The 25,840-nt window shown below is 59.7% G+C and carries 23 protein-coding genes; 16 read left to right on the top strand and 7 right to left on the bottom strand.

Annotated elements, in window-relative coordinates; all coding sequences use genetic code 11:
• Positions 1 to 67: 67 nt before the first annotated feature.
• Complete coding sequence (locus ACTG20_RS15545) at positions 68 to 1,018, bottom strand: TIR domain-containing protein (RefSeq protein ID WP_194495963.1); 951 nt, start codon at positions 1,016 to 1,018, stop codon at positions 68 to 70.
• Positions 1,019 to 1,359: 341 nt separating this feature from the next.
• Between ACTG20_RS15545 and ACTG20_RS15550 the strand changes: the two genes are divergently transcribed.
• From ACTG20_RS15550 to mltB, 8 genes are all read left to right on the top strand, one after another.
• Positions 1,360 to 2,034: a DUF1499 domain-containing protein gene (locus ACTG20_RS15550; protein ID WP_439987786.1), complete on the top strand. Its 675-nt coding sequence runs from the start codon at positions 1,360 to 1,362 to the stop codon at positions 2,032 to 2,034.
• 11 nt (positions 2,035 to 2,045) lie between these two features.
• Positions 2,046 to 2,627, top strand: a complete 582-nt coding sequence (locus tag ACTG20_RS15555) for a carboxymuconolactone decarboxylase family protein (protein WP_101614179.1) — start codon at positions 2,046 to 2,048, stop codon at positions 2,625 to 2,627.
• Positions 2,627 to 4,795: an FAD-dependent oxidoreductase gene (locus ACTG20_RS15560; RefSeq protein ID WP_194495961.1), complete on the top strand. Its 2,169-nt coding sequence runs from the start codon at positions 2,627 to 2,629 to the stop codon at positions 4,793 to 4,795. Before ACTG20_RS15555 ends, ACTG20_RS15560 begins: the two co-directional genes overlap by 1 nt.
• Before the next feature lie 5 nt (positions 4,796 to 4,800).
• Positions 4,801 to 5,985, top strand: a complete 1,185-nt coding sequence (locus ACTG20_RS15565; RefSeq protein WP_194495960.1) for an ABC transporter substrate-binding protein — start codon at positions 4,801 to 4,803, stop codon at positions 5,983 to 5,985.
• Entirely contained in the window at positions 5,985 to 7,661 is a 1,677-nt protein-coding gene (locus ACTG20_RS15570) for an ABC transporter permease (protein WP_440008040.1), read from the top strand. Before ACTG20_RS15565 ends, ACTG20_RS15570 begins: the two co-directional genes overlap by 1 nt.
• Before the next feature lie 23 nt (positions 7,662 to 7,684).
• Positions 7,685 to 8,323: an ATP-binding cassette domain-containing protein gene (locus ACTG20_RS15575; RefSeq protein ID WP_194495959.1), complete on the top strand. Its 639-nt coding sequence runs from the start codon at positions 7,685 to 7,687 to the stop codon at positions 8,321 to 8,323.
• A 14-nt stretch (positions 8,324 to 8,337) separates the two neighbouring features.
• Positions 8,338 to 8,952 (top strand): CDP-alcohol phosphatidyltransferase family protein, encoded by a 615-nt coding sequence (locus ACTG20_RS15580; protein ID WP_194495958.1) that lies wholly within the window; start codon positions 8,338 to 8,340, stop codon positions 8,950 to 8,952.
• A 132-nt stretch (positions 8,953 to 9,084) separates the two neighbouring features.
• Positions 9,085 to 10,167, top strand: a complete 1,083-nt coding sequence (gene mltB, locus ACTG20_RS15585) for a lytic murein transglycosylase B (RefSeq protein ID WP_194495957.1) — start codon at positions 9,085 to 9,087, stop codon at positions 10,165 to 10,167.
• 90 nt (positions 10,168 to 10,257) lie between these two features.
• Here mltB and pgm read toward each other — a convergent pair whose 3' ends face one another.
• Together pgm and seqA are read right to left on the bottom strand one after the other, a co-directional pair.
• Positions 10,258 to 11,907, bottom strand: coding sequence for a phosphoglucomutase (alpha-D-glucose-1,6-bisphosphate-dependent) (pgm, locus tag ACTG20_RS15590; protein ID WP_021231101.1), 1,650 nt, complete (start codon positions 11,905 to 11,907; stop codon positions 10,258 to 10,260).
• 58 nt (positions 11,908 to 11,965) lie between these two features.
• Positions 11,966 to 12,475, bottom strand: coding sequence for a replication initiation negative regulator SeqA (seqA, locus tag ACTG20_RS15595; protein ID WP_075115494.1), 510 nt, complete (start codon positions 12,473 to 12,475; stop codon positions 11,966 to 11,968).
• A 292-nt stretch (positions 12,476 to 12,767) separates the two neighbouring features.
• Here seqA and ACTG20_RS15600 point away from each other — a divergent pair, with 292 nt between their 5' ends.
• Genes ACTG20_RS15600 through fldA form a run of 4 tightly spaced genes read left to right on the top strand, consistent with a single transcriptional unit; the run spans position 12,768 to position 14,690 of the window.
• Positions 12,768 to 13,532 (top strand): alpha/beta fold hydrolase, encoded by a 765-nt coding sequence (locus tag ACTG20_RS15600; RefSeq protein WP_439987900.1) that lies wholly within the window; start codon positions 12,768 to 12,770, stop codon positions 13,530 to 13,532.
• 55 nt (positions 13,533 to 13,587) lie between these two features.
• Complete coding sequence (locus tag ACTG20_RS15605; RefSeq protein ID WP_005334296.1) at positions 13,588 to 13,809, top strand: DUF2788 domain-containing protein; 222 nt, start codon at positions 13,588 to 13,590, stop codon at positions 13,807 to 13,809.
• Positions 13,810 to 13,829: 20 nt separating this feature from the next.
• Positions 13,830 to 14,126: a LexA regulated protein gene (gene ybfE, locus ACTG20_RS15610; RefSeq protein ID WP_005334297.1), complete on the top strand. Its 297-nt coding sequence runs from the start codon at positions 13,830 to 13,832 to the stop codon at positions 14,124 to 14,126.
• 39 nt (positions 14,127 to 14,165) lie between these two features.
• Positions 14,166 to 14,690 carry a flavodoxin FldA gene (gene fldA / locus ACTG20_RS15615; protein ID WP_005334298.1) on the top strand — a complete coding sequence of 175 codons (525 nt, stop codon included), beginning with the start codon at positions 14,166 to 14,168 and terminating at the stop codon, positions 14,688 to 14,690.
• Between the two features lie 91 nt (positions 14,691 to 14,781).
• Here fldA and ACTG20_RS15620 read toward each other — a convergent pair whose 3' ends face one another.
• The gene (locus ACTG20_RS15620) at positions 14,782 to 15,255 is read right to left on the bottom strand and encodes a DUF4442 domain-containing protein (protein WP_005334300.1); all 474 of its coding nucleotides are present in this window, start codon (positions 15,253 to 15,255) and stop codon (positions 14,782 to 14,784) included.
• Positions 15,256 to 15,496: 241 nt separating this feature from the next.
• Here ACTG20_RS15620 and fur point away from each other — a divergent pair, with 241 nt between their 5' ends.
• A complete protein-coding gene (fur, locus tag ACTG20_RS15625; RefSeq protein WP_005334301.1) occupies positions 15,497 to 15,925 on the top strand; it encodes a ferric iron uptake transcriptional regulator in 429 nt (142 codons plus the stop codon).
• A 116-nt stretch (positions 15,926 to 16,041) separates the two neighbouring features.
• Here the strand turns inward: fur and glnS are convergent, their stop codons facing one another.
• From glnS to nagE, 3 genes are all read right to left on the bottom strand, one after another.
• On the bottom strand, positions 16,042 to 17,703 hold the full coding sequence (gene glnS / locus ACTG20_RS15630; protein ID WP_005334302.1) for a glutamine--tRNA ligase: 1,662 nt from the start codon (positions 17,701 to 17,703) through the stop codon (positions 16,042 to 16,044).
• Positions 17,704 to 18,058: 355 nt separating this feature from the next.
• Entirely contained in the window at positions 18,059 to 20,722 is a 2,664-nt protein-coding gene (locus tag ACTG20_RS15635; protein WP_194495956.1) for a beta-N-acetylhexosaminidase, read from the bottom strand.
• 121 nt (positions 20,723 to 20,843) lie between these two features.
• Positions 20,844 to 22,322, bottom strand: a complete 1,479-nt coding sequence (gene nagE / locus ACTG20_RS15640; protein WP_194495955.1) for an N-acetylglucosamine-specific PTS transporter subunit IIBC — start codon at positions 22,320 to 22,322, stop codon at positions 20,844 to 20,846.
• 273 nt (positions 22,323 to 22,595) lie between these two features.
• Between nagE and nagB the strand changes: the two genes are divergently transcribed.
• The 3 genes from nagB to nagC are packed head-to-tail and all read left to right on the top strand — an operon-like array spanning position 22,596 to position 25,770.
• Positions 22,596 to 23,396 carry a glucosamine-6-phosphate deaminase gene (nagB, locus tag ACTG20_RS15645; RefSeq protein ID WP_005334308.1) on the top strand — a complete coding sequence of 267 codons (801 nt, stop codon included), beginning with the start codon at positions 22,596 to 22,598 and terminating at the stop codon, positions 23,394 to 23,396.
• Positions 23,397 to 23,405: 9 nt separating this feature from the next.
• The gene (gene nagA / locus ACTG20_RS15650) at positions 23,406 to 24,551 is read left to right on the top strand and encodes an N-acetylglucosamine-6-phosphate deacetylase (RefSeq protein WP_021231107.1); all 1,146 of its coding nucleotides are present in this window, start codon (positions 23,406 to 23,408) and stop codon (positions 24,549 to 24,551) included.
• 4 nt (positions 24,552 to 24,555) lie between these two features.
• A complete protein-coding gene (gene nagC / locus ACTG20_RS15655) occupies positions 24,556 to 25,770 on the top strand; it encodes a DNA-binding transcriptional regulator NagC (RefSeq protein WP_005334312.1) in 1,215 nt (404 codons plus the stop codon).
• Positions 25,771 to 25,840 lie beyond the last annotated feature (70 nt).

Raw genomic sequence — 25,840 nt, forward strand, 5'->3', positions numbered from 1 at the left:
TATGGAAGAGCCTTACCCGTTGCTGAAATTACTTGAGCCCTTTAAGGGCTCATAATTACTTCTGTGATCATAGGTGATTCAAATCAACATTCAAACCTGAGCGCTTCATTTCTTTAGCTAACTCAAGTTGCCATCCACTCTGATACTGGTGATATACGACTCCACTTATATCGCCTTGGATTTCCACTGTCCCTTTAACAACAGCAGCTACATTTTCACGTCCTAGACGACCGATAAAGTAACCATGCTCGAACACTACATTTTGTCTGGCTCGAGGATTAACTTCCGGAGTACCAATTTTTCGACCTTCATCGCAAGCGGTATAAAGAATGACCGCGTATCGAACATCCCCATATTTTTCTAATTTTTCGATAATCGTCTTGCCACCACTATGCTGATCGCGAAGAACTATAGGCTCCAGATTGAGCTTGCGGAGTAAATTTTCTGTTTCACTCAACAAGTGCTCATCATGCCCATGAACAATAAAGATTTTTTCTTTTTCTGGTATCGAGGGTGTAGTCATAGAAGGGGCAGATTGAGAATATTTCGGTTTAGAGGGTGTACAACTCGAAGCTACGAATAATGGTTTAGTTGGTATGGCTGCGCTGAATATTTCATTTATGGCACGAGCTTGTTGTGATTTAAACGGGTTCACTAACGGATTATGTTGAGTTGGTGCAGATGTAGTAGCCGAATTAATCAATCGATTTGCAATATCAATGCAACGCTGGCGCAGTTCCTGATTTTTGGGAGGTGAATTTAAATTTTGTTCGATATCGTTATCTTCGATTAATGCGAGTATAACTTTGCCTATGATTTCATCGTCATGCTGATTAAAAAACGAACGAAGGCGCTTAGCTTTCGAATCGCCAATATCGCAATATCGGTCATTGTAAATCTCAATATCAAACTGTTCGAAAAAATCTGCAAACGTGCGGTTGCTATGATGTAGGACATAGCCCGTCCTCATATCAAAGTACTGCTCGACTATCTTTTGCTCTACCTTATCTAGCGCCATGTGAACCCCCACCAAAGTCAGTATTTGATATATGGGTTAATCACCATAATTTCAAGAGGTTTAGTTAATAGTCACAGTAAAGGCCCCTTCGTTTGGAACAAATATTGAACAGCTCAACATTTATCTTAAGAACACAAGACTAAAGTGCTCTATCGCAACTAAGTCATCGCAACTGACCATTTTCTCGGTGAAGCTCCCGTCAGGCGGGCTTCACCGACCTCTGCATCTCCCTCGCAAAACTGACCAAAACCACGCCAAACTCTCATCAATTTACTAACGTTATCAGGCAATTAAGTTTATCCTTCTCGGCATTGTCCACATTCGACGATGGATCCCGTGCTATGCCCCGCTCTTGCTTGTGGCCCCTGCTGGCCTGGTTACTCCCGCTCGCTGGCGCCCTCGGCAGCCGCTTTCATCTCTGGCCCTGGTGGATCGGTTTTGCGAGCTGTCTCATCGGAGCCCTTGTCTCCCTGATCTTGCTGGTACGCCTGCCCTGGAGCCGCAACCGCTACGCCTGCGGCCTTGGCGCCTTGCCGCTACTGCTGCCGCTGACATTTGTGGCACAGGCGCTGCGGATGCCGCTGATCAACGATGTGAGCACAGATCCCTACAATCCCCCCCAGCTACGCTGGGCGGCAGAGCTCAGAACGGCGCAGGATCTGCCAATAAATAGCGCACCGCTGAAAGCAGTTGAGGCAAAACCTGGTCCTCTCTTTACCAGGGCCTCTCCTGCCGAAGTGGTGATTGAAGCCAACGAACTGATGCAGGAGCTGGGCTGGCAGGTACGACCCAGCCCGGATGGTCTGGATGCGGTGGTTACCACCGGCTGGTTCGGCTTTCAGGATGATGTGGCGCTGCGGGTCTTTGCTGGCCCCAAAGAGACCCGCATCGATATGCGATCAGCCTCCCGTCAGGGGCAAAGCGATCTGGGCACCAACCGGGCACGGATCGAGGATTTTCTGATCCGCCTCAACGAGCGGCTGGGTCAGGCCTACAAACCCAATTTGAAGCTATAAGAAGGTCATCAATGCGCGTCGAGGTGAAACCCGACCGGGAATATGCCTGGTTTATCCGCCCCTTTTTCTGGCTGCAACAGCGCAACTACGGTCAGGTGCTCATTCCGGGCAAGTGCTGGGGCCGCTCGCCGCGCCTGTTTGCCGCCGTCGCCACCCTTTATGGCGTCATCAACCGCAAGCGCTCCCCCATCGATCCCGTGCTGCGCTCTCTGGTGACGGTGCGGGTCTCCCAGCTCAACTGGTGCCGCTTCTGTGTCGACATCAACGCCATGACCCTCATCAAGCGGGCGGGCTCCAGCGAGAAGGTGGAGGCGCTCGCCAACTGGCGCGAAAGCCCCTTGTTCGACGAGCGGGAGCGGGCCGTGCTCGACTACACCGAGGCGATGACGGGCCTCGATGGGGTCAGCGATGAGCAGGCCGCCCGCCTCAAGCCCTGGTTCGATGACGACGCCATGGTGGAGCTCACCGGCCTCATCGCCTTCCAGAACATGTCGGCCAAGTTCAACGCCGCCCTCGATATCGCCCCGCAGGGCTTCTGCCAGCTGCCGGTGCAGCCAGTGCGTCCGGCCCAACCGGATAACAAGGACGCCTGATGAGCGGCTCCCGCCTGCTGCTGGTGCTGGTGATGGGTTGCCTCATCGGCGCCTTTTTCGCCTTTGACCTTGGTCACTACCTGAGCCTGCCCCAGCTGCAGGCCCGTCAGGCCGAGCTGGCCGCCCTGGTCGACCGCCATTTCGTCAGCGCAGCCCTGCTGTTCGTCGCCGTCTACGTGGTGAGCACCGCTCTCTCTCTGCCCGGTGCCAGCCTGCTCACCCTGGCAGGCAGCGCCGTATTCGGCGTCGTCTGGGGACTGCTGCTGATCTCGTTTGCCAGCAGCATTGGCGCAACGCTGGCCTTTCTCAGCGCCCGCTTTCTGCTGCGCGACTGGGTCGAGCGGCGCTTTGGCGACAAGCTGGCCAGCTTGCAGGCCGGCATGAAAAAGGAAGGGGCGCTTTATCTGCTGAGCCTGCGCCTCATCCCCATCTTCCCCTTCTTTCTGGTCAACCTGCTGATGGGGCTCACCCCTATCAAAGTCAGCACCTACTACTGGGTGAGCCAGCTTGGCATGCTGCCCGGCACCTTCGTCTACGTGCTGGCGGGCAGCGAGCTCGCCAACCTCACCAGCACCGGCAATATCCTCTCCCCCGGCCTGATGGTGGCGCTGACCCTGCTCGGGCTGATGCCGATGTTGCTCAAGGGTCTGCAGCGGCGCCTCGCCCAGCATCGACTGCACGCCCCCTACCGCAAACCGACCCGCTATGACTACAACCTGCTGGTGATTGGCGCCGGGGCCGGCGGCCTCGTGACCAGCTATATCGCCGCGGCGGTGAAGGCCAAAGTGGCGCTCATCGAGAAGCACAAGATGGGGGGCGATTGCCTCAACAGCGGCTGCGTCCCCTCCAAGGCGCTGATCCGCAGCGCCCGCTTTGCCGCCGAACAGCGCCGGGCCAGTGAACTGGGCTTTGCCCCAAGCCAAGCCAGCGCCGATTTCGCCGCCGTGATGGAGCGGGTCGCCCGCGTCATCAAGGAGGTCGAACCCCACGACTCCATCGAGCGCTATCAGGGACTGGGGGTGGAGTGTATCGAAGGGGAGGCTCGGCTGGTCTCTCCTTGGGAGGTGGAGGTTAACGGCCAGCGCCTTGCCAGCCGTCATATCGTTATCGCCACCGGCGCCCGGCCGCTGGCGCCCAAGCTGCCGGGCCTTGAGCAGGTGCCTTGGCTCACCTCCGACACCCTCTGGCAACTGCGCACTGCGCCGCGCCAGTTGCTGGTGCTGGGCGGCGGCCCCATCGGCTGCGAGCTGGCCCAGAGTTTTGCCCTGCTAGGGGTGCCCGTGACCTTGGTAGAGATCTCGGATCAGCTGCTGCCCCGCGAAGAGCGGGAGGTGGCCGAGCTGCTGGCGGAACAGCTGGCCCATGACGGCGTGCGGGTGCTCACCGGCTGGCACGCCGAGCGAGCCGACTATCTGCCTGCGGCTGAGGGAGATCTCCCCATCCGGCTGCAACTGCGTCGGGGCGACGAGACACAGGTGGTGGAAGGGGAGCAACTGCTGCTGGCACTGGGTCGGGTCGCCAACGTCAGCGGCTTCGGGCTCGAAGCGCTGGGGGTGGAGCTGACGCCGCGCGGCACGGTGGCGGTTGATGGCTTTCTTGCCACCAACTACCCCAGCATTCTGGCGGCGGGGGACGTAGCTGGCCCTTACCAGCTCACCCATGCCGCTGCCCATCAGGGCTGGTATGCCGCGGTCAATGCCCTGTTCAGCCCGTTCAAGCGCTTTCGGGCCGACTATCGGGTCATGCCGGCCGCCATCTACACCACGCCAGAAATCGCCCGGGTCGGCCTCAACCAGAAAGAGGCCAGGGCGCAGGGCATCCCCTTCGAGCTGACCCGGTTCGAGCTGGCCGAGCTGGACAGAGCCATCGCCGACGGCGAGCGTCAGGGCTTTATCGAGGTGCTCACCGTACCCGGCAAGGATCAGATCCTGGGTGCCACCATAGTGGGCACTCACGCCGGCGAGCGGATCGCCGAGTTCGTACTCGCCATGCGCCACCGCCTCGGCCTTGGCAAGATCCTCGCCACCATTCACGCCTACCCCACCCTGATGGAGGGGAACAAGTATCTGGCGGGCGAGTGGCGACGGGCCCGTCAGCCCGCCACCCTGCTGGCGCTGCTGACCCGTTATCACCGCTGGCGCCGCGGCGCCAGACCCAACTCCAGGTAACCCGGATGCGACACTCATTGCCCTCGTTCAAACAGCTGTTGTGCGCCCTGCCCCTGCTGGCAGGCACTCTTCTCGTCACTCAGGCCAACGCCGCCGGCAACCCGCAGTGGCAACAGACCCTTGATGAGGCCAAAGGGCAGACCGTCTACTTCAATGCCTGGGGCGGCAGCCCGGAGATCAATGCCTATCTGGTGTGGGCCGGGCAGGAGCTGGCGCGCGACTATCAGGTCAAGCTGGTACAGGTTAAGGTGGATGACATCGCCCAGAGCGTCAGCCAGCTGCTGGCCAACAAGCAGGCGGGCAAGCACAGTGGCGGCCCCATCGATCTGCTCTGGGTCAACGGCGAGAACTTCAAGGCGCTCAAGGAGCAGGGGCTGCTCGGCGGCCCCTTTACCCGTGAGCTGCCCAACATGGCGCTGGTCGACGGCAGCCTGCCGGTGAGTGAGGACTTCACCTTGCCGGTGGAAGGGCTGGAAGCCCCCTGGGGCATCGGCCAGCTCAATCTGATGGTCGACACCGAAGAGGTCACCAGCCCCCCCACCTCGGCTGCCGCCCTGCTTGCGTGGGCCAAGGCCCACCCCGGCCGCTTCACCTATCCCAAGCCGCCCCAGTTTCACGGCTCCAGCTTTCTCAAGCAGATCTTGCTGGAGCTGACGCCGGATCCCGCCCCTCTCTATCGGGAGGCGACCGATGCCGAGTTCATCAGGATCACAGCCCCGCTCTGGGCCTGGCTCGATGAGCTGCACCCGGCACTCTGGCGCAAGGGCAAGCTGTTTCCGGCCAGCGCCGCAGAAACCCGCCAGCTGCTCGATGATGGCGAGCTGGCGATGGCCATCAGCTTCAACCCGCAGGAGGCGCAGAGCGCAGCCCAGATTGGCGCCCTGCCCCCCAGCGTCGAGGCGGTCGCCATGGCAAAGGGGGCGCTCACCAACAGCCATTTTCTCGCCATTCCCTTCAACGCCAACGCCCGCGCGGGGGCCAAGGTGGTCGCCAACTTCCTGCTAAGCCCTGCCGCTCAAGCGCGCAAGGCTGATCCCGCGTATTGGGGTGATCCCAGCGTACTGCGCAGCGATGCCCTGCCGGACTCCGCCAAGGGACAACCGGCACTGCGCTTCAAGGCCGTGGCAGAGCCCCACCCCAGCTGGCAGCTCAGGCTCGAAGCCGCCTGGGCCGAGCGCTACGGCCACTGATGAGCCGGTTTGGCTACGCTCCCCTCGGTTGGCGCCCCCTGTTCACCGCCGGGTGTGCTCTGGTTTTTGGCCTTCCGCTGCTGGCGGGGGGCTGGCTGCTGCTGGCTGAGGGGCTGACCCAAGCCCATCTGCAATTGCTGCTGGCCCAACCGGGCCTGTGGCACTCGGCGCTGCTGAGTCTGTGGATTGGCGCCGCCTCGACCCTGACCAGCCTGCTGCTGACCGCCCTGCTGCTGGCCCACAGTGACAGCCGGGCCTTCTGCTGGCTGCGTCGGTTACTCTCGCCCTTGCTGGCGCTGCCCCATGTCGCCTTTGCCATCGGCTTTGCCTTTCTGCTCGCCCCCTCCGGCTGGTTGCTGCGCCTGCTCTCGCCGACCCTCACTGGATTTGAACTGCCCCCCGACTGGCAGACCCTGCGCGATCCCGCCGGGCTCGGGCTCATTCTCGCCTTGACCCTCAAGGAGACCCCCTTCCTGCTGCTGATGGCGCTCGGTGCGCAAGACCCCGCCAGGGTGACGCGCCAGCAGTGGCTGGGGGCGAGCCTCGGCTTCAGCGCCCCCCAGATCTGGTGGCGCCTGCTGCTGCCGGCGCTCTGGCCCGCCCTGCGCCTGCCCCTCTATGCAGTCGCCGCCTACGGGGTGGCGGTAGTGGATCTGGCCCAGTTGCTCGGGCCCGATGCCCCCGCTCCGCTGGCTGTGCGCCTGTGGCTCTGGTATCAGGACCCGGATCTGGTCTGGCGCGGCGCCACCGCCAGCGGCGCCCTGCTGCTGCTCGCCATCACGGCGTTGCTGCTGGCCCTGCTGCGGCTGCTGGAGCTGGCCCATCGAACCCTTGGCAAACCCGGCTGGCTCGATGGCAGACGAGCAAACCCAAGCGCTCTTGGCCGCCCCCTTGCCACGCTTAGCGTGGTGACCCTCAGCGCCATCAATCTGGCGGTATTGGGGGCGCTGCTGATCTGGTCGCTGGCCCGGCGCTGGCCCTTTCCCGCCCTCTGGCCGAGCCAGTGGAGCGGTCACTACTGGCTGGATCTGCTGCCAACCCTGCTGCCACTGCTGGTAACCAGCGCACTGCTGGCGCTGGTGAGCGGCTTGTTGGCACTGGTGATGGCGGTGTGCAGTCTGGAGGCGCAAGCCGGGCGCCGTCCCTGGCCGCTCTGGCTCATCTGCCTGCCGCTGCTGCTGCCGCAGGCCAGCCTGCTGTTCGGCATCCGTCTCGGGGTGGACTGGTTCAGTCTCGGATGGGGGGGCGATGGCATCGGCTGGGGCTGGGTGCTCTGGAGCCAGCTGCTGTTTGTCTCTCCCTATGTTTATTTGTGCCTGCACGGCCCCTATCGCCAGTTCGACCCGCGGATCACCCAGAGTGCCCTGCTGCTGGGGGCAACACCATGGCGAGCCTGGTGGCAGGTCAAAGCGCCGCTGCTGGCCCGTCCGCTACTGTTTGCCTTTGCGGTAGGGGCTGCGGTGAGCCTGGCCCAATACCTGCCGACCCTGCTGTTTGGCGCAGGCCGGGTCGCCACCATCACCACCGAGGCGGTGGCTATTGGCAGCGGCCTCAACCGGCGACTGGCGGGTCTCTACGGCCTGCTGCAACTGCTGCTGCCGCTCGTTATCTATCTGCTGGCGCTCTGGCTGCCGGCCCGACTCAACCCGGCGCTCAAAGGGAACGGCTCACGATGAACTCTCATGATGGAAATAGCCATATGCTGAGCACCACGCCTCTTCGCCTCTATCTGGAGGAAAACCTGCTGTTTTCGCTGCCCGCCCTGCAGGTGGCGCCGGGTGAGGTGCTGACCCTGATGGGCCCCAGCGGCTGTGGCAAGAGCTCGCTCTTGGCGGCGCTGGCGGGGGTACTGCCAGCAAGCGGCCCGATCCGGCTGGAGGGGGACGTGATCCTTGGCGAGCGCCGGCTCACCCAGCTGCCGCTCCAGACGCGGCGCATCGGCATGCTGTTTCAGGATGATCTGCTGTTCGACCATCTGACGGTGGCCGAGAACCTGATGTTCGGCATGCCGGCCAGCGTGAAAGGGCACAGGGCGAGGCGAGAAAAGGCGGTGGCTACGCTGGCGCAGGTGGATCTGACAAGTCAGGCAGACAAGCTGCCGGGAGCGCTCTCCGGCGGCCAGAAGGCTCGCGTCAGCCTGTTGCGGGCCCTGCTGGCCGAGCCCGAGGCCCTGCTGCTGGACGAGCCCTTCTCCCGCCTCGACAAGCCGCTGCGGGCCGCCTTTCGCGAACTGGTGTTCGCGCAGATCAAGGCGCTGGCCATCCCCGCCATTCTGGTGACCCACGACGAAGAGGACGCGCCGGGCACCATACTTCAGCTCACCGAATCCCGTTTTTGACCGAGGAGTTCACCTTGTTTGACCGCCACCTGATCCCCGTTATCCGCAGCCCCCTCAACCGGCTCGCCAAACCGCTCTGCCGCGCCGGGGTCAGCGCCAACCAGATCAGCCTCACCGGCTTTGCCATCGGTATGCTGGCGCTGCCGCTGCTGGCCTTTGGCTGCTATCAGTGGGCGCTGGCGGCCATCCTGTTCAACCGGCTGCTGGACGGGCTCGACGGCGCCGTGGCACGGGAAACCGGCATCACCGACTGCGGCGGCTTTCTCGACATCACGCTGGATTTCATCTTCTACGCCGCCGTGGTGCTGGGCTTTGCCCTCGCCGCCCCCGCCAATGCGCTGCCCGCCGCCACCCTGCTGTTTGCCTTCATGGGCACAGGGTCGAGCTTTCTGGCGTTTGCCATCATGGCGGGCAAGCGGGGCATCGACAATCCGGTCTACCACCACAAGTCTCTCTACTATCTGGGCGGTCTCACCGAGGGGAGCGAGACCATCGCCCTGTTCGTGCTGATGTGCCTGTGGCCAGCCGCCTTCGCCCCGCTCGCCTACGGCTTTGCCCTGCTCTGCGTCATCACCACCCTGACCCGGCTCTGGAGCGGCTACCACACGCTACGTCCCCCCCGGCGCTAACCAGTGCAGCCCTCACCGGAGGGTGAATCCATCACGCGATGAATTGGCGATGGGTGCGGCGCACGGAACACTTGCGCCCGGATGACAATGTTTTACCATGGCGGCACTTTTATCAGTCTCCTTGAGAACCCTATGCGTCGCCTTGCCTCTCTTCTCACTCTGTCGTTGTTTCCTCTGCTCGGTGGCTGCAGCAGCACGCCGGCTGCCAAGCCAGTGGTCGTCCCCCAACCCAAGAGCGCCTTCATCAACCAGACGCCGTCGCGCAGCCCCGTTTACAGCCAGGGGGTGAGCAAAGGGGACTTCGCCAATCGCACCAACGTGGACAGATTCGTCCAGAAGATGGTCGAGAAGCACGGTTTTGACAGCGCCCAGCTCCATCAGGTGCTGGCGCAGGCAGAGCGCTACGACTGGATCATCCGTCTGATGGATGCCCAGGCGCCAACCACCAGCAAACCGACCGGCCCGACCGGCGCCTGGAACCGCTACCGCGCCAAGTTCATCACCCCGGACAACGTACAGAACGGCGTCAACTTCTGGCGCGAATACGCGAACGAGCTCAATCGGGCGGAGCAGATCTACGGAGTGCCGCCCGAGATCATCGTCGGCATTATCGGGGTCGAGACCCGCTGGGGCCGGGTGATGGGCAAGACCCGCATTCTGGATGCGCTGGCCACCCTGGCGTTTGATTACCCGCGCCGCGCCGAGTTCTTCACCAGCGAACTGGAAGCCTTCCTGGTGATGACCCGCGACGAGGGGATGGACCCCACCGAACCCAAGGGCTCCTACGCCGGCGCCATGGGCTACGGCCAGTTCATGCCCTCCAGTTTCCAGCGCTACGCGGTGGATTTTGACGGCAACGGCCACACCAACCTGTGGGATCCGGTGGATGCCATCGGCAGCGTAGCCAACTACTTCAAGGCCCACGGCTGGGAGAAGGGGCAACCGGTGGCGGTGCGTGGTCAGGGCCAGCTGCCCGGCTATGAGCACGGCTTCCAGACCCGCTACCCGGTGGCCTCCCTGCGTCGCGCCGGGCTGACCCCCACCAGCAGCCTTGGCAACCACAGCGAGGCGAGCCTGCTGCGCCTCGATGTCGGCACCGGCTACCAATACTGGTACGGTCTGCCCAACTTCTACGCCATCACCCGCTACAACCACAGCACCCACTACGCCATGGCGGTGTGGCAGCTGGGGCTGGCGGTGAAGGCGGCGCGCTGACAGACCGTGATCAGCAGATAAAAAAAGGAGCCTTAACGGCTCCTTTTTTATACCAATTACTTTATTTATTCACGGCAGATTGACCCGAAATCAGACCCCGGCCTTGGCCAGTGCCGCGGAGACGATCTGCTGGGCCTCCTGCTGGATGAGGTCGAGGTGCGCGTCGCCCTTGAAACTCTCCATGTAGATCTTGTAAATGGACTCGGTGCCAGAGGGGCGCGCCGCGAACCAGCCGTTCTCGGTCACCACCTTGAGGCCGCCGATGGCGGCATCGTTGCCCGGCGCCTTGGTCAGCTTGGCGATGATGGGCTCACCGGCCAGAGTGGAGGCTTCCACCAGCGCCGGATCCAGCTTGGAGAGCACCGCTTTCTGGGCACTATTGGCCGGGGCGTCGATGCGGCGGTAGCTGGAACGGCCAAATTTGGCTTCCAGTGCGTCGTAATGAGCCTGCGGATCCTTGCCGGTGACCGCCAGAATTTCTGCCGCCAGCAGCGCCAGAATGAAGCCATCCTTGTCGGTGGTCCAGACGGTGCCATCTTTACGCAGGAAGGAGGCGCCTGCGCTCTCCTCGCCACCAAAGCCGAACTCGCCGCTGTAGAGGCCATCCACGAACCACTTGAAGCCGACCGGCACCTCTTTGAGGGTGCGGCCAATCTCGCCGGCCACCCGGTCGATCATGGAGGAAGAGACCAGCGTCTTGCCGACGGCTGCATCGGCAGACCAGCCGGTACGATGGGTAAAGAGGTACTGGATTGCCACCGCCAGATAGTGGTTCGGGTTCATCAGGCCGGACTTGGTGACAATGCCGTGACGGTCGTAGTCAGGGTCGTTGCCAAGGGCGATGTCGAACTTGTCCTTGAGGGCGATCAGGCTCGCCATGGCGAACGGGCTGGAGCAATCCATCCGGATCTTGCCGTCTTTATCCAGGGTCATGAAGGAGAAGGTCGGGTCGACCTTGTAGTTCACCACCTCGATGTTCAGACCATAGGTCTTGGCGATGACGTCCCAGTAGGCGACGCCGGAGCCACCCAGCGGATCGACACCGATCTTGATGCCAGCGTTCTTGATGGCATCCATGTCCAGCACGTTCTTCAGATCATCCACATAGGGGGTGACATAGTCGTGCTCGACCACGAACGGGCTCTTGAGCGCCTCGGCGAACGGCATCCGTTTCACGCCGGCTAGACCCGCTTCCAGAATCGCGTTGGCACGGTCCTCGACCCACTTGGTGATCTCCCCTTCGGCGGGGCCACCATGGGGCGGGTTGTACTTGAAGCCACCATCTTCCGGCGGGTTGTGAGACGGGGTGATCACCACGCCGTCAGCACGGGCAGCCGGTTTACCTGCATTGTGGCGCAGGATGGCGTGAGAGATGACCGGGGTCGGGGTAAAGCCGAGGCCAGCCTGAATGCGGGTTTCAACGCCGTTGGCGGCCAGCACTTCGACGGCGCTGGCAAAGGCGGATTCGGACAGGGCGTGAGTATCCATACCGACAAACAGCGGGCCAGTGATACCGGCCTGCTGGCGATACTCCACCAGGGCCTGGGTCACCGCCAGAATATGGGATTCGGTAAAGGCACTGTGCAGAGCGCTGCCACGGTGGCCGGAGGTACCAAAGGCCACCCGCTGCTCGGGGCGGCTCATGTCCGGCTTGTTGAGGTAGTAGGCGCTGACCAGACGGGGGATGTTGGTCAGGTCGCTTAAACGGGCCGGTTGACCGGCGTGGGAATGCTGAGCCATGGCGTTTTCCTTGCGTAATGGCGGCCTTGCCGGGCAAGGCCTGAGTCTTGAAGAATCGTTAAATTGCGCCACACACCTGCGCGATCACCTCTTCGCCATAGCCCATGCTGGCCATCAGCTGGGCCACCATGTTCTGCTTGCGGCTGGTGTTGGTGTTGGTGATCACCCAGAACGGGGTCTCCGGTACCGGCTTGGGCTTGGTGGTGCTGCCACTGGCACGTAGAGCCTCGGGATCCTGCGAGAAATAGACGCGCTTGCGCCCCTTGATTTCGGTGGCCTGGGTAAAGCCTTCCGGGTTATCCCGGTAGAGGGTACTCAGCACCAGCATAAAGCGGTTGATGGACTTCTCTTCTTTTTGCAGCTCACCGGAATCGAGCAGGGCTTGCAGCCCTTGTTGGGTGGCTACCGTACTGGGCTGCGCGACGGCAACGGGCTCGGCAACCGGCACACCTTGGTGAGCAGGCTGTTCCAGCAGACGGCGCAGGATATCGGAGGCACTTTCACCAATGTGCCGGGTCTGGCTGGCGATATAGAAGTAGAGATCGTCATCAAGCTCGATGGTTTTCATAGGGATGCGCTGGACTCGTCGAAATTCGGATGCGGCGATTATACATAGGCAAACCCGACAGCCCAAGCAAGGGGCTGGCAGATGTACATGAATCTCATCGAGAATACGGCATAATAGCGGGCCAAGTGTGTGATCAGCCGCACTGATAGCCGATCCGGACGGGATTTTTTAGAAAAAAAACCACATTTATTCCCCATCCGTTGGACGAAATCCTTTTCTTTCCAGTGCGTTAAATAAAACAGCGATACGCACCCACGACCGACAAGGTGTCATTTTGCAACAAAACAGCATATTGAACTTCAAGGAGCAGGGTCAGGGCCCGGCCGTTATTCTGATCCACGGCCTGTTTGGCAGCCTCGACAACCTCGGCCTGCTGGCCCGTGCCCTCTACGAGCACTATCGGGTCATCAGCGTCGATCTGCGCAACCACGGTGCCTCCTTTCACTCGGACGAGATGAGCTACCCGGCGCAAGCGGCCGACATTCTCGCGCTGATGGATCACCTTGAGCTTGATCAGGCGGCGATAGTAGGCCACTCGATGGGGGGCAAGGTAGGGATGCAGGTCGCCAAGCTGGCGCCCGCGCGGGTCAGCCGGCTGGTGGTAGCCGACATGGCGCCGGTCGCCTATCCCCACTCCCGCCACCAGAATGTGTTCGCCGGGCTCAACGCCACACTGCGCACGCCGCCGCAAAGCCGCAGTGAAGCGGAAGCCATGCTGGCACAGCACATCGAGATCGCCGGGGTGCGCCAGTTCCTGCTCAAATCCTTCGCCAGAGGCGAGCATGGCTGGGGTTGGCGCTTCAATGTGCCCGCCCTTGAGCAAAACTACGCCAACATCATGGGCTGGCCAGAGGATGAGCATCGCTTCGAGGGGCCTGTGCTCTTTATCAAAGGGGGGGATTCTGACTATATGCAGCCCCAATACAGCGAGACGGCACTGGCCCAATTCCCGGCGGCAAAGGTGCGTGTCATCGCGGGTACCGGCCACTGGCTGCATGCGGAAAAACCGGCTCTGTTCAACAAATTGGTTGTGGATTTCCTGTCGACAGGCGGTTAACAGTTTCAAATCCTTTGTGATATAGTGCGCCGGTCATAAGGAGTGTGCGCAATCCATGCTAAGTGAACATATCGACCTGATCGAAAGTTTGGGCCTCAAGTTATTCTTTGTGGCCATTTTCATATTGATTGGCCTGGCCATTCAGGACGTGCTCAAGCGCGGCAACGTGCCCCGTTTCGGTCGTTTTATCGTCTGGTTGGTACTGTTTCTGGGTTGTGCGGGTTTTGTCGCCAAGGGGCTGATCGAACTGGGCTGGGAAGGCTCAGGACTCGGCTAACTTACTTTCATCTGTGATGTATGGCCAAACAGCAAACTGATCGAACAACACTGGATCTGTTCGCAAATGAGAAGCGCCCCGGCAGGCCAAAGACCAATCCACTCCCCCGCGAGACCCAGCTCAAGATCAACAAGCGTAACCAGCTTAAGCGCGATCGGGAAAATGGGCTGAAGCGGGTAGAGTTAAAGGTGGAGGCCGAGTTGCTGGAGCGCCTGAACCAACTTGCGTTACAACAGAACATCAGCCGAGCCGAGCTGATCCAATCTATCCTGAAACAACAGATTGAGTCCGCCTTTGCGGTGGACATTGCAGTCTGAGCGTTGAGCATTAACACCAAATACGGGTAACTAAACACTATGGCAAGTGTAGGTCTGTTTTTTGGCAGCGATACCGGTAACACCGAAGCTGTCGCCAAGATGATCCAGAAAGAGCTGGGCAAAAACCTGATTGAAGTCCGTGACATCGCCAAGAGCAGCAAGGCCGACATCGAGAGCTTTGATCTGCTGATGTTCGGCATCCCGACTTGGTACTACGGCGAAGCCCAGGCCGACTGGGACGACTTCTTCCCCGATCTGGGCGAAATCGACTTCACCAACAAGCTGGTCGCCATCTTCGGTTGCGGTGATCAGGAAGACTATTCCGAGTACTTCCTCGACGCTATGGGCACCCTGCGTGACATCGTCGAAGCCAAAGGCGCCATCATCATCGGTCACTGGCCGACTGCAGGCTACGAGTTTGAAGCCTCAAAGGCACTGGTCGATGACAAGCACTTTGTCGGTCTGGGTATCGATGAAGATCGCCAGCCGGAGCTGACTGCCGAGCGCGTCAAGGGCTGGTGCAAGCAGCTGCACGAAGAGATGTGCCTGGGCGAGCTGGAGTAATCCACCTCACCCTCATACCTCTGACAACAAGGGCCCCGACGGGGCCCTTGTTGTATCTGCTTGTTGCGATGCCTGCCTTTATTCTTCCCTGTTATTCACCTCTGTGCTCCGGTTTGGCCCGCACATAGAGGGTGCGCTTGACCTGCGCCACCAGCTCGCCGCTCTTGTCTTGTACCGTCACCTCGAATTCGGGGAAGTGCTTGTTGCCACCTTCGGTCGCCGCCACGATTTCGGCCAGCTTGCCCTCGGTCAGGTTAAACTCGGCCACCAGCTTGCCCTTGCCCGGCTTGATGTAGTTGATGCTGCCCGCCTTGTCCCAGACGTAGTAGCGATTCTTGAAGTAGCCCATCAGCATCAGCGGATAAATGGGGTCAGTCATGGCAAACATGCTGCCACCAAACTGGGTGCGGTTGGCGTTCTTGTTCCACCAGCGGGATTTGAGGGTCACCCGACAGTAGCGAAAGTCATCGCTCAGGGTCTCTATCTTGATACCAGCGCCCCAGAACGGGGGCCAAGCGTTGAGTGCGCGGCGCACCCAGGCCGCATTGTCAAAAAGCCAATCCATGGATCTCATCCGACCAGAATATGAAAGTTACATCTTATCAACATCTGCCATGCCAGCAAGTCGGACGACACGATTGATTATTTCAATCCAACCGGCCATTTATGGCTAAACCCCTTGAATTGCTGGGTTTATTTTTAGGGAGGCTACGACCTATAATGACAGGCCAAGCGAGTTCAAGGTTGCCATTCCTGCGGCAGTCCATCAGAATAACCCCACCTTCGAGAATGCGAATAAGTAGAATATGGCAGACAACAACCAAGCGTTAAAAAAGGCCGGGCTCAAGATCACCTTGCCCCGGGTCAAAATCCTGGAAATCCTGCAACAGCCGGACTGCCAGCACACCAGCGCCGAAGATCTCTATAAACGACTGATCGACCTGGGTGAAGAGATTGGTCTCGCTACCGTCTATCGCGTTCTCAACCAGTTTGATGATGCCGGTATCGTTACCCGTCACCACTTCGAAGGTGGCAAGTCGGTATTCGAGCTGGCCACTCAGGAGCACCACGACCACCTGGTTTGCCTCGACTGCGGCAAGGTGATCGAGTTCTCCGACGAAGTGATCGAACAACGTCAGCGCGAGATCGCCAAAAAATTCAATATCCGTCTCACCAACCACAGCCTCTACCTCTACGGTCACTGTGCTACCGGTGAGTGCAAGCACGACGAATAAGTCGGCCGCGACTTGCAGATAACGGACAATAAAAAAGCCAGCTGATGCTGGCTTTTTTATTGTCCGGCGCAGGCCGCTGGCAGCACACAGGGCAGGGTCTCCCCTGCCCCATCGGCTTAGCCTTCTACCTTGCCCCAGGAGTCGCGCAGGGCAACGGTGCGGTTAAACACCAGATGCTCCGGGCTGGAGAGCTTGTTGTCGGCGCAGAAGTAACCTTCACGCTCGAACTGGTAAGCCTGCTCCGGCTTGGCGTTTTTGAGCGACGCCTCGACACGGGCACCCTCGATGATCACCAGGGATTCCGGGTTCAGGGCGGCTTCGAAGTCATCCTCGGCGCCCGGGTTCGGCACCTTGAACAGACGATCGTAGAGACGCACTTCGGCTGGCAGGGAGTGAGTGGCGCTGACCCAGTGGATCACCCCTTTCACCTTGCGGCCATCGGCCGGATCCTTGCCCAGAGTCTCGGGGTCGTAGGAGCAGTAGATGCAGGTGACCTTGCCATCGGCATCTTTCTCGATGCGCTCGGCCTTGATCACATAGGCATTGCGCAGACGCACTTCCTTGCCCAGCACCAGACGCTTGAACTGCTTGTTCGCCTCTTCTTTGAAGTCCGCTTCATCGATGAAGATCTCGCGGGTGAAGTTCAACTCGCGGGTACCCATCTCGGCATTGCTCGGGTGAGCCGGGGCAGTCAGCACTTCGTCGGCAGCCAGATTCTCGATGACCACTTTCACCGGATGCAGCACGGCCATGGCGCGCGGCGCATGCTCGTTGAGGTCTTCACGGATGCAGGCTTCCAGCATACTCATCTCGACGATGTTGTCCTGCTTGGTGACGCCGATGCGCTTGCAGAACTCGCGGATGGAGGCCGGGGTGTAACCACGACGACGCAGACCGGAGACGGTCAGCATGCGCGGGTCGTCCCAACCATCGACGTGCTTCTCGGTCACCAGCAGGTTCAGCTTGCGCTTGGACATGACAGTGTATTCGAGGTTCAGACGAGAGAACTCGTACTGACGGGGGTGGCAGTCGATGGTGATGTTGTCCAGCACCCAGTCGTACAGACGACGGTTGTCCTGGAACTCCAGGGTGCAGATGGAGTGGGTGATCCCTTCCAGCGCGTCCGAGATGCAGTGGGTGAAGTCATACATCGGGTAGATGCACCACTTGTCACCGGTCTGGTGGTGGTGGGCAAACTTGATACGGTAAATAACCGGATCACGCATCACCATGAAGGGAGATGCCATGTCGATCTTGGCGCGCAGGCAGGCGGTGCCTTCGGCGAACTCGCCGTTCTTCATCTTGGCAAACAGCGCCAGGTTTTCTTCCACACTGCGATCGCGGAACGGGCTGTTCTTGCCAGCTTCAGTCAGGGTGCCACGGTACTCGCGCATCTGCTCGGGCGTCAGCTCGTCCACATAGGCCAGACCCTTTTCAATCAGCTCGATGGCGTAGCCGTGCAGCTTGTCGAAATAGTCGGAGGAGTAGCAGATCTCGCCGTTCCACTGGAAGCCGAGCCACTGTACGTCCTGCTTGATGGACTCTACGTACTCGATATCTTCCTTCACCGGGTTGGTGTCATCGAAACGCAGGTTACACTGGCCCTGATAGTCGCGGGCGATGCCGAAGTTCAGGCAGATGGACTTGGCGTGGCCGATATGGAGATAACCGTTCGGCTCGGGCGGAAAACGGGTATGCACGCTGCTGTGCTTACCGCTGGCCAGATCTTCATCAATGATCTGACGAATAAAGTTAGTTGGGCTGTTCGCCTGACTCATGGCTCACCTCAAAAAAGCGTCACTGGCGGAAGTTGTGCCGGCTGGCACCCTCATCCCCCCGCCGTCAAGCCGGGTATGATCCCTTATTACGGGCGCTGTCTCAACCTGAATTTGGCACTTCCGGGCCATTTCCCGGCCATTGCACCGCTAAAAACGGCGTGGCTTGGCACATTGCACACCAAATGCATAAAAAAGCCCCGCACTGGGCGGGGCTGAAAGTGATGAAAAACACAAAACAGACAATTACACACAACAAAGGCTCACACGCACAGTCAACCTTTCCCAAATCCGATGCGCCATCGCCCTTGGGAAAGGCGGGTCTTGCGACCCACCTCATGTTAACGGTTGACTGCTATCAGTTCAGTTCGGTGACGCGGCTGGTGCGCTTGCCATCGAAGCTGGTGGTACGCAGGTAGACCTTGCCATTCACGCTCGGCTTGGCCGCGGCGTCATAGGCACTCCAGTTGGTGCCGTCCAGGCTGTACTGGATGGGCAGACCCGGCAGATCCACGTTCGCTTCCAGCACACCGTTCACTACCTTGGCACCCGGTACTGAGAGGCGGTATTCAACACCGGCCTGATCCAGTTTCGGCAGCACGCGCTGACCCAGTACGTTGGCAAACTGGTTCCACTCTTTGTTGAGGGTGGCCTTGTTAACGAACTTGGTCTCGCCGGAGAACTCGCGACCCTTCACATAGTTCAGCTCGAAGCCACCTTTGTGCCAGGCACGCTCGGCCACGGAGAAGATACGCGGGTAGACCATGTACTCGTACTGAGCATCGGTACGCACGGTTTCACTCCACTGCTGACCGGAGATCCCCTTGAACTTGACCGGATCCTGGTCACCCTTGGCCACGAAGGCGTTGCCGTCGCGGTCAACCGAGGTCTCGGCGTTCTGCGGCAGGTTTTCCGGGGCGAAGGCAAACACCTTGCGGGTGTCGTTGAAACGGGTTGCCCAGTAGTAGCCACGCTCGGCCGGGTGTACTTCGTTCGGGAAGTCGAAGTAGAGGTAATCCGGGTTGGACAGCACTACTTGGTAACCCTTGTGCGCCCACTTCATCGCTTCGTTGAAGCCACCCCAGTAGAGGGTTTCCCAGAAGTTGACACGGGTGTTGTCGGTGGCGAAATCCTTGGCACCGCTGGCGTACTTCAGACCATCTTCCCACGCCTGCAGGGTAGAGAAACCGCGGTCTTTGACCATCTGGCCCACTTCCTTGGCGAAGTAAACCGGCAGCTCGCCCACTTCCTTGATCTTGCCTTCGTCGATCATCTTCTGGCACATTGGAGACTTGCCAAACGGCTTGTCCTGCTTGCTGGAGTCGACGTTGCCTTTCCAGGCGACCAGCTCTTCTTTCTTGGTGACGGCCGGATCCTGATAGCCACCGCCCTGCATGATGTTCTTCGCCTCATCACCACCGTAGTGCCATGCGGTCAGCGGCTGACCAGCGGCCTGGTGCATCTGGGCAACTTCATCCATTACCTTGGCCACGAAGGTGGCAGCACCCGGCTGGCAAGGGTTGATGAAGGACATCTTGTCGTAGAACTGGACCGAGGTGACGTTGGAGGTGTCAGCCGGATCAGTCAGACGGAACTGGTTGGCTTCCGCTTCTTTGCCTTCCGCCATCAGACGCTTGTAGCGCGCTTCCATGGAGACCACGGCAGCACGAGCGTGGGCCGGCATGTTGATCTCGGGGATCACGGTCACACCGCGGGCCTTGGCATAACGCACCAGGTCCACGTAGTCAGACTTGCTGTAGAAACCGGAACCCTGGTTGTCGCTGGTCGGGCCGGAACCCAGTTGCGGCATCAGGCACTTGGTTTCGGACTCGTCGTGGCAACGCTGGCTACCGACCTGGGTCAGCTCCGGCAGACCCGGGATCTCCAGACGCCAGCCTTCATCGTTGGTCAGGCCAAGGTGCAGCACGTTGAGCTTCATGGCAGACATCTGGTCAACCAGCTTCTTCATGGTATCCAGACTGCGGAAGTGGCGGGCCACGTCGGTCTGCATGCCACGGTATTCAAAGCGCGGCGCATCCTCGACGGTCATCGGGCTCACCAGCTTGTCATCAACACCCAGCAGGGAGATCAGGGATTGTGCACCCCAGAATGCCCCGTCGATGTCGCGACCCTGGATCACTGTGCCCTTCTGACCGATGGTCATGTCATAGCCTTCAGCCTGCTTGAGCTTGCTGCCGAGCTTGATGGTCACCGGGTAGCCGGTGTCGGAGAGGGTAACACCCAGCTTGGTCAGTTGAGCCTTCAGGGCCTCGGCGCGATCGCTCGGCAAGTCCAGGGCATTGAGTTTGATGGTAGAGAAGTCAACCTGCGGGCCAGCTTTGACTACCTGCTTCATCGGGGTCGGCAGGATCTGGTTGTCAATCTTGACAGCCGGCAGCAGGGTGCTGGTCTGGTTGGCCGCGAAACGGGTCTCGCTGTTCATCAGGATGTTCTTGTCATCCTTGGTGCGCTTCCAGCCATCAGCCGGCATCGGCTTCTCGTAGGTGCTGGCATCATTGATGTTGCTCATGCTGGCCAGTACTTTCGGCTCGGCACCTTCGCTGGCGACATACCAGTTCGGCATGATGTCAGATTCGAACAGTACCCAGTATTCCACCACCAACGGCACTTCGACCGTGGCATCCTTGGCAAAGCCCTGGAACTTCTCGGTTGGCGTCAAACGATAGAGATCGCCGGTCAGGTGAGTGATGGTGAACTGGTCGTTATCCACACGCTGGATACGACGGATGGAGGAGACGTAGATGCTCCAGTCTTTGGAGGTCACGTCCGCACCGGTATTGGTCAGGTGCAGCTTGGCAACGCCACAGCTCGCCCACTCGGAACCCAGCGCCTGGCAATCGAGGCCGGCACCGGCACCGTCGTTGGTGACCACTTCATACTTGACCACCAGGTTGTTGGCGAGGGAGTCGACCACGGCCTGCTTGGCGGCATCGGCTGCCTGGACCTGGCTGACAAAAACGGTAGACATGGCAATGGCTAACAGAGAATGTTTCAAGTTCATAACTGCTGCTCTCATTTGAAGTAAAGGTTGGATTTTCTTGGCTTTTTTATATGGGGCCCCTGAGCGGGGCCCTTAGTTATGTCAACAATGGACTTAGACTTGAGGTGAGCGAGTCGCTCGATTAACGCAGGGCTTTCATCTCACCGGCGATGATTTCGGCCAATGGGCCCAGAATCACCTGCAGGTTCTGCTCACCGAGTTTGACCACACCGGCCGCACCCAGGGCTTTTAGCTTGCGCTCATCGACGATGCTGCGGTCTTTCAGAGTCAGACGCAGACGGGTGATGCAGGCATCGATGGTGACCAGGTTCTCTTGACCACCCAGCACTTCCAGGTATTGCTTGGCCAGCTCGGTACGGTTGGTAGATTGAGCGGCAGCCGGAGCAGTATCTTCTTCATCTTCACGACCCGGGGTTTTCAGGTTCAGCTTGGCAATCACTACGCGGAACACGGTGTAGTAGAGGCCGAAGAAGACCAGACCCTGAGGGATCAGCATGTACCAGTTGGTCGCCAGCGGGTTACGGCTGGAGAGCACCATATCCACCAGACCGGCACTGAAACCGAAACCGGCCATCCACTGCATGGAGGCAGCGATGAACACGGAGATACCGGTCAGTACGGCGTGGATGACATACAGTACCGGCGCCACGAACATGAAGGAGAACTCGAGCGGCTCGGTTACACCGGTGAAGAAGGAGGCAAAGGCAGCTGCGATCATGATGGAAGCAACTTTCTCTTTGTTCTCTTTCTTGGCGGAGTGGTAGATGGCCAGAGCGGCACCCGGCAGACCGAACATCATGATGGGGAAAAAGCCAGCCTGGTACATACCGACCACGCCTTTCACCTGATCCAGGCTCTTGCCAGCGGCCAGAGCAGCATCGATGGTAGCCTGACCACCCAGGAAGTTCGGGATGTCGTTGATACCGGCCACGTTGAACCAGAACACGGAGTTCAGGGCGTGGTGCAGACCGATCGGGATCAGCAGACGGTTGAAGAAGGCGTAGATACCGGCACCGGTAGAGCCCAGGCTCACGATGGACTCACCGAAGGAGACCAGACCACCGTAGATTGCCGGCCATACGGCCATCAGGATGAAAGATACGACGATCATCACCACGGAGGTTACGATCGGTACCAGACGACGACCGGAGAAGAAGGAGAGTGCCTTGTGCAGCTCGACGCTGCTGAAGCGGTTGTACAGCTCAGCGGCGATAACACCACACAGGATACCCACGAACTGGTTGCTGATCTTGGCAAACGCGGCAGGAACCTGCTCCACCGGGATGCTCTTGATCTGGGCCACAGCGCCTGGGCTCAGCAGGGTGGTAACGACCAGGAAGCCGACCAGACCTGCCAGCGCAGCAGAACCGTCTTTATCCTTGGACATACCGTAAGCGACACCGACTGCGAACAGTACGGACATGTTATCGATAATGGCTGCGCCCGCTTTAATCAGGAAGGCAGCCAGCGCACTGTCACCACCCCAACCATTCGGGTCAATCCAGTAGCCAACCCCCATCAGGATCGCTGCGGCAGGCAATACCGCTACCGGCACCATCAGGGCACGGCCGATCTTTTGCAAATAACCGAGAATGTTCACGGTTCCTCTCCTTAGTTAATGTTTTTCTAGAAATTAAGTGCTTATCACGTTTGACGCATAAGCCATCAAGGCTTGATTGGCAGTCTAGGGCTTTTATTTCGCTGCGCAAATTAATAAACCGATAATCGTGATCGTTATCACCCAAACAAGATAAAGGTGGTGGATAGATGTGGCTTAGTTCGCAATCTTTATTTACGCTATAAAACAACTTGAATCCGTCTTAGCCAATTGCCACCGCCAAACCGGTCGCAACCCGACACAGAGGTATCCCATATGCGCCTGATCCCGTTGAAATCTGCCAGCCAAGTAGGCCTGTGGTCTGCTCGTTACATCGTTGACCGCATCAACGCGTTCAAGCCGACCAGCGATCGCCCTTTTGTACTGGGCCTGCCCACCGGTGGCACCCCGCTCAACACCTACAAGCGCCTGATCGAGTTGCACAAAGCCGGTGAAGTGAGCTTCCAGAACGTGGTCACCTTCAACATGGACGAGTATGTCGGCCTGCCGGAAGACCACCCGGAGAGCTACCACAGCTTCATGCACAACAACTTCTTCAGCCACATCGACATTCGTCCCGAGAACATCAACATCCTCAACGGCAATGCCGAGGATCTGGTGGCCGAGTGCAAGCGCTACGAAGACAAAATCAAGTCCTACGGCAAGATCCACCTGTTCATGGGTGGCGTGGGTAACGACGGCCACATCGCATTCAACGAGCCGGCCTCTTCCCTCTCCTCCCGCACCCGGGTCAAGACCCTGACCGAAGACACCCGTATTGCCAACTCCCGCTTCTTCGGTGGCGACATGGAGCAGGTGCCCAAACTGGCCCTGACCGTGGGTGTCGGCACCCTGATGGATGCGGAAGAGATCATGATCCTGGTCACCGGTCACGGCAAGGCACTGGCCCTGCAGGCCGCCGTGGAAGGCAGCGTCAACCACATGTGGACCATCTCCACCCTGCAACTGCATCCGAAGGGAATGATGGTGTGCGACGAGCCCTCCACCATGGAGCTCAAGGTCAAGACCGTTCGCTACTTCCAGCAGCTGGAAGCCGCCAACATCGGCCGTCTGTAAGGAGTCGTCATGTACGCATTGACCAACTGCACCCTCTACACCGGCAGCTGCGTGCTGACCGGCTACGGGGTGCTTATCGAGGGCGACAAGATTGTCGCCATCTCTCACCTGGCCGAATTGCCTGCGGGCATCGAGCAGATTGATCTCAAAGGCGCCAACCTGACCGCCGGTTTTATCGACGTGCAGCTCAACGGCTGTGGCGGTGTGATGTTCAACACAGACATCACGGTCGAGACCCTGGCAACCATGCAGGCGGCCAACCTCAAATCCGGTACCACCAGCTTCCTGCCGACCCTGATCACCAGTCCGGATGCGGATATGAAGCAGGCCGTTGCGGTGACCCGTGACTACATGGCGGCACACCCCAACGAGGTGCTGGGCGTCCATCTGGAAGGGCCTTATACCAACCTCAAGCGCAAGGGGATCCACCCTGCCGCGCAAATTCGCCAGCCAGCGGACGAGATGATCGACTTCTTCTGCGCCAACGCAGATGCCATCACCAAAATCACCCTGGCACCGGAGCGCAACGAGCCGGCCCATATCCGCCGTCTGGTGGAAGCGGGCATTCTGGTCTCGGCCGGTCACACTGCCGCCAGTTACGATCAGGCGATGGCCGGGTTCGATAACGGTATTCGCTTTGCGACCCACCTCTACAACGCCATGACCCCGACCCTCAACGGTCGCGAGCCGGGCGTCGTGGGGGCCATTTACGATCGCAAGGATGTCTATGCGGGCATCATCGTCGATGGACACCATGTGCACTGGGCCAACGTGCGTCTGGCTCACAAGGCGCTGGGGGAGCGACTGGTGCTGGTCACCGATGCCACCGCGGCAGCCGGAGCGCCGGAAGGCTTTGAGAAATTTGATTTTTGTGGCACCACCGTCTTTTTACGCGATGGTCAGTGTGTCGATGAGAATGGTACACTCGGCGGTTCCTCCCTCACCATGATTGAGGGGGTGGAAAATCTGGTCAAGCAGGTCGGATTACCGCTCGATGAAGCACTGAGAATGGCCAGCCTCTACCCCGCTCGCGCCATTGGATGGGACTCACGTCTCGGTAGTATCCAGGTCGGTAAAGTAGCCAACCTCACTGTCTTCGATCAGGACTTCACGGTCCGTGGGACCGTGGTTAACGGACACTACACACAACAGTGACATCATGACTGGCGGACAAATAGCAAACGTAGATCTTATCAAGCAGGTCAACAGTGCAGCCGTGTATCGGCTCATCGACCTGCAAGGCCCCATCTCCCGGGTCAAGATTGCCGAGTTGAGTCAGCTGGCCCCGGCCAGCGTGACCAAAATAACCCGGCAACTGATCGAGCATGGCCTGATCAAGGAGACCTCTCCGCAAGCCTCAACCGGCGGGCGGCGTGCCATCTCCCTGACCACCATCAAACATCGCTTTCAGTTTGTCTCTGCCAAGCTGGGCCGCGGCTACCTGCAACTGAGTCTCTATGACCTAGATGGCAAGGAGCTCGACCAGCACGTCATTCAGGTGACCGAGATCGACCAGCAACCCGTGGTCGACATGCTGCTGCGGGAGATTGGCGCCTTTATCGATGCCAACCGCGAACGCTGTCGCAATCTCATCAGCATCGCGCTGACCATGCCGGGTCTGGTCAACCCGGAATCCGGTATGGTCATCTACACCCCCAAGTACCAGATCCGCAATCTGGGACTGGCGAAGCTGCTTGAGAACCACTTCAACCTCCCCTGCTACGTGGGCAACGACACCCGCTCGCTGGCACTGGCCGAACACTTCTTCGGCGAGTCCCGCGACTGCATGGACTCCATTCTGGTGAGCGTCCACCAAGGGACGGGCTCCGGGATCATCACCAAGGGTCAGGTGTTCCTCGGTCAGAACCGCAACGTCGGCGAGATCGGCCATATTCAGGTCGAGCCGCTCGGCAAGCGCTGCCACTGTGGCAACTTCGGCTGCCTCGAAACCATCGCCTCCAACGAAGCGATCATCGACAAGGTGAAGGAGCTCATCAGCCGCGGCCACCAGAGCGCGCTGCAGGAGAAGCACATCACCATTCAGGAGGTGTGCAAGGCGGCGCTGGCGGGGGACGAACTGGCCCGCAGCGTGATCGAGAACGTGGGTGAGCATCTGGGACGAGCCGTGGCCATCACGGTCAACCTGTTCAACCCGCAGAAGGTGCTGATCGCCGGCGAAATCACCGCCGCCGAAGAGATCCTCTTCCCGGCCATCCGTCGCTGTGTCGAGCATCAATCCCTGCCGAGCTTCCACCGTGGCCTGCCCATCGTGAAAGCCCGCTTCCAGAACCAGCCGACCTATGGCGGCTTTGCACTGGTCAAGCGCGCCCTGCTGGAGGGAGATCTGCTGCAGATCATCATGGAGCAGAAGTAAGACACTGATCTTGCGAGATAACAAAACGGCAGCCAGTGGCTGCCGTTTTCTATTGTGTGCTTGCTGGCGG

Source organism: Aeromonas sp. 84A, assembly GCF_051919345.1.
In the GTDB taxonomy this organism is placed as follows: Bacteria; Pseudomonadota; Gammaproteobacteria; order Enterobacterales; family Aeromonadaceae; genus Aeromonas; species Aeromonas veronii.

What these genes read in the sequence shown, in the direction of transcription:
- ACTG20_RS15635 (WP_194495956.1), bottom strand. Translation starts at nt 20,722, where the DNA reads ATGAACTTGAAACATTCTCTGTTAGCCATTGCCATGTCTACCGTTTTT.
- pgm (WP_021231101.1), bottom strand. Translation starts at nt 11,907, where the DNA reads ATGGCTCAGCATTCCCACGCCGGTCAACCGGCCCGTTTAAGCGACCTG.
- nagC (WP_005334312.1), top strand. Translation starts at nt 24,556, where the DNA reads ATGACTGGCGGACAAATAGCAAACGTAGATCTTATCAAGCAGGTCAAC.
- ACTG20_RS15620 (WP_005334300.1), bottom strand. Translation starts at nt 15,255, where the DNA reads ATGGATTGGCTTTTTGACAATGCGGCCTGGGTGCGCCGCGCACTCAAC.
- ACTG20_RS15565 (WP_194495960.1), top strand. Translation starts at nt 4,801, where the DNA reads ATGCGACACTCATTGCCCTCGTTCAAACAGCTGTTGTGCGCCCTGCCC.
- ACTG20_RS15560 (WP_194495961.1), top strand. Translation starts at nt 2,627, where the DNA reads ATGAGCGGCTCCCGCCTGCTGCTGGTGCTGGTGATGGGTTGCCTCATC.
- seqA (WP_075115494.1), bottom strand. Translation starts at nt 12,475, where the DNA reads ATGAAAACCATCGAGCTTGATGACGATCTCTACTTCTATATCGCCAGC.
- ACTG20_RS15575 (WP_194495959.1), top strand. Translation starts at nt 7,685, where the DNA reads ATGCTGAGCACCACGCCTCTTCGCCTCTATCTGGAGGAAAACCTGCTG.
- ACTG20_RS15545 (WP_194495963.1), bottom strand. Translation starts at nt 1,018, where the DNA reads ATGGCGCTAGATAAGGTAGAGCAAAAGATAGTCGAGCAGTACTTTGAT.
- glnS (WP_005334302.1), bottom strand. Translation starts at nt 17,703, where the DNA reads ATGAGTCAGGCGAACAGCCCAACTAACTTTATTCGTCAGATCATTGAT.
- ACTG20_RS15550 (WP_439987786.1), top strand. Translation starts at nt 1,360, where the DNA reads ATGCCCCGCTCTTGCTTGTGGCCCCTGCTGGCCTGGTTACTCCCGCTC.
- nagB (WP_005334308.1), top strand. Translation starts at nt 22,596, where the DNA reads ATGCGCCTGATCCCGTTGAAATCTGCCAGCCAAGTAGGCCTGTGGTCT.
- fldA (WP_005334298.1), top strand. Translation starts at nt 14,166, where the DNA reads ATGGCAAGTGTAGGTCTGTTTTTTGGCAGCGATACCGGTAACACCGAA.
- ACTG20_RS15570 (WP_440008040.1), top strand. Translation starts at nt 5,985, where the DNA reads ATGAGCCGGTTTGGCTACGCTCCCCTCGGTTGGCGCCCCCTGTTCACC.
- mltB (WP_194495957.1), top strand. Translation starts at nt 9,085, where the DNA reads ATGCGTCGCCTTGCCTCTCTTCTCACTCTGTCGTTGTTTCCTCTGCTC.
- ACTG20_RS15605 (WP_005334296.1), top strand. Translation starts at nt 13,588, where the DNA reads ATGCTAAGTGAACATATCGACCTGATCGAAAGTTTGGGCCTCAAGTTA.
- ybfE (WP_005334297.1), top strand. Translation starts at nt 13,830, where the DNA reads ATGGCCAAACAGCAAACTGATCGAACAACACTGGATCTGTTCGCAAAT.
- ACTG20_RS15555 (WP_101614179.1), top strand. Translation starts at nt 2,046, where the DNA reads ATGCGCGTCGAGGTGAAACCCGACCGGGAATATGCCTGGTTTATCCGC.
- fur (WP_005334301.1), top strand. Translation starts at nt 15,497, where the DNA reads ATGGCAGACAACAACCAAGCGTTAAAAAAGGCCGGGCTCAAGATCACC.
- nagA (WP_021231107.1), top strand. Translation starts at nt 23,406, where the DNA reads ATGTACGCATTGACCAACTGCACCCTCTACACCGGCAGCTGCGTGCTG.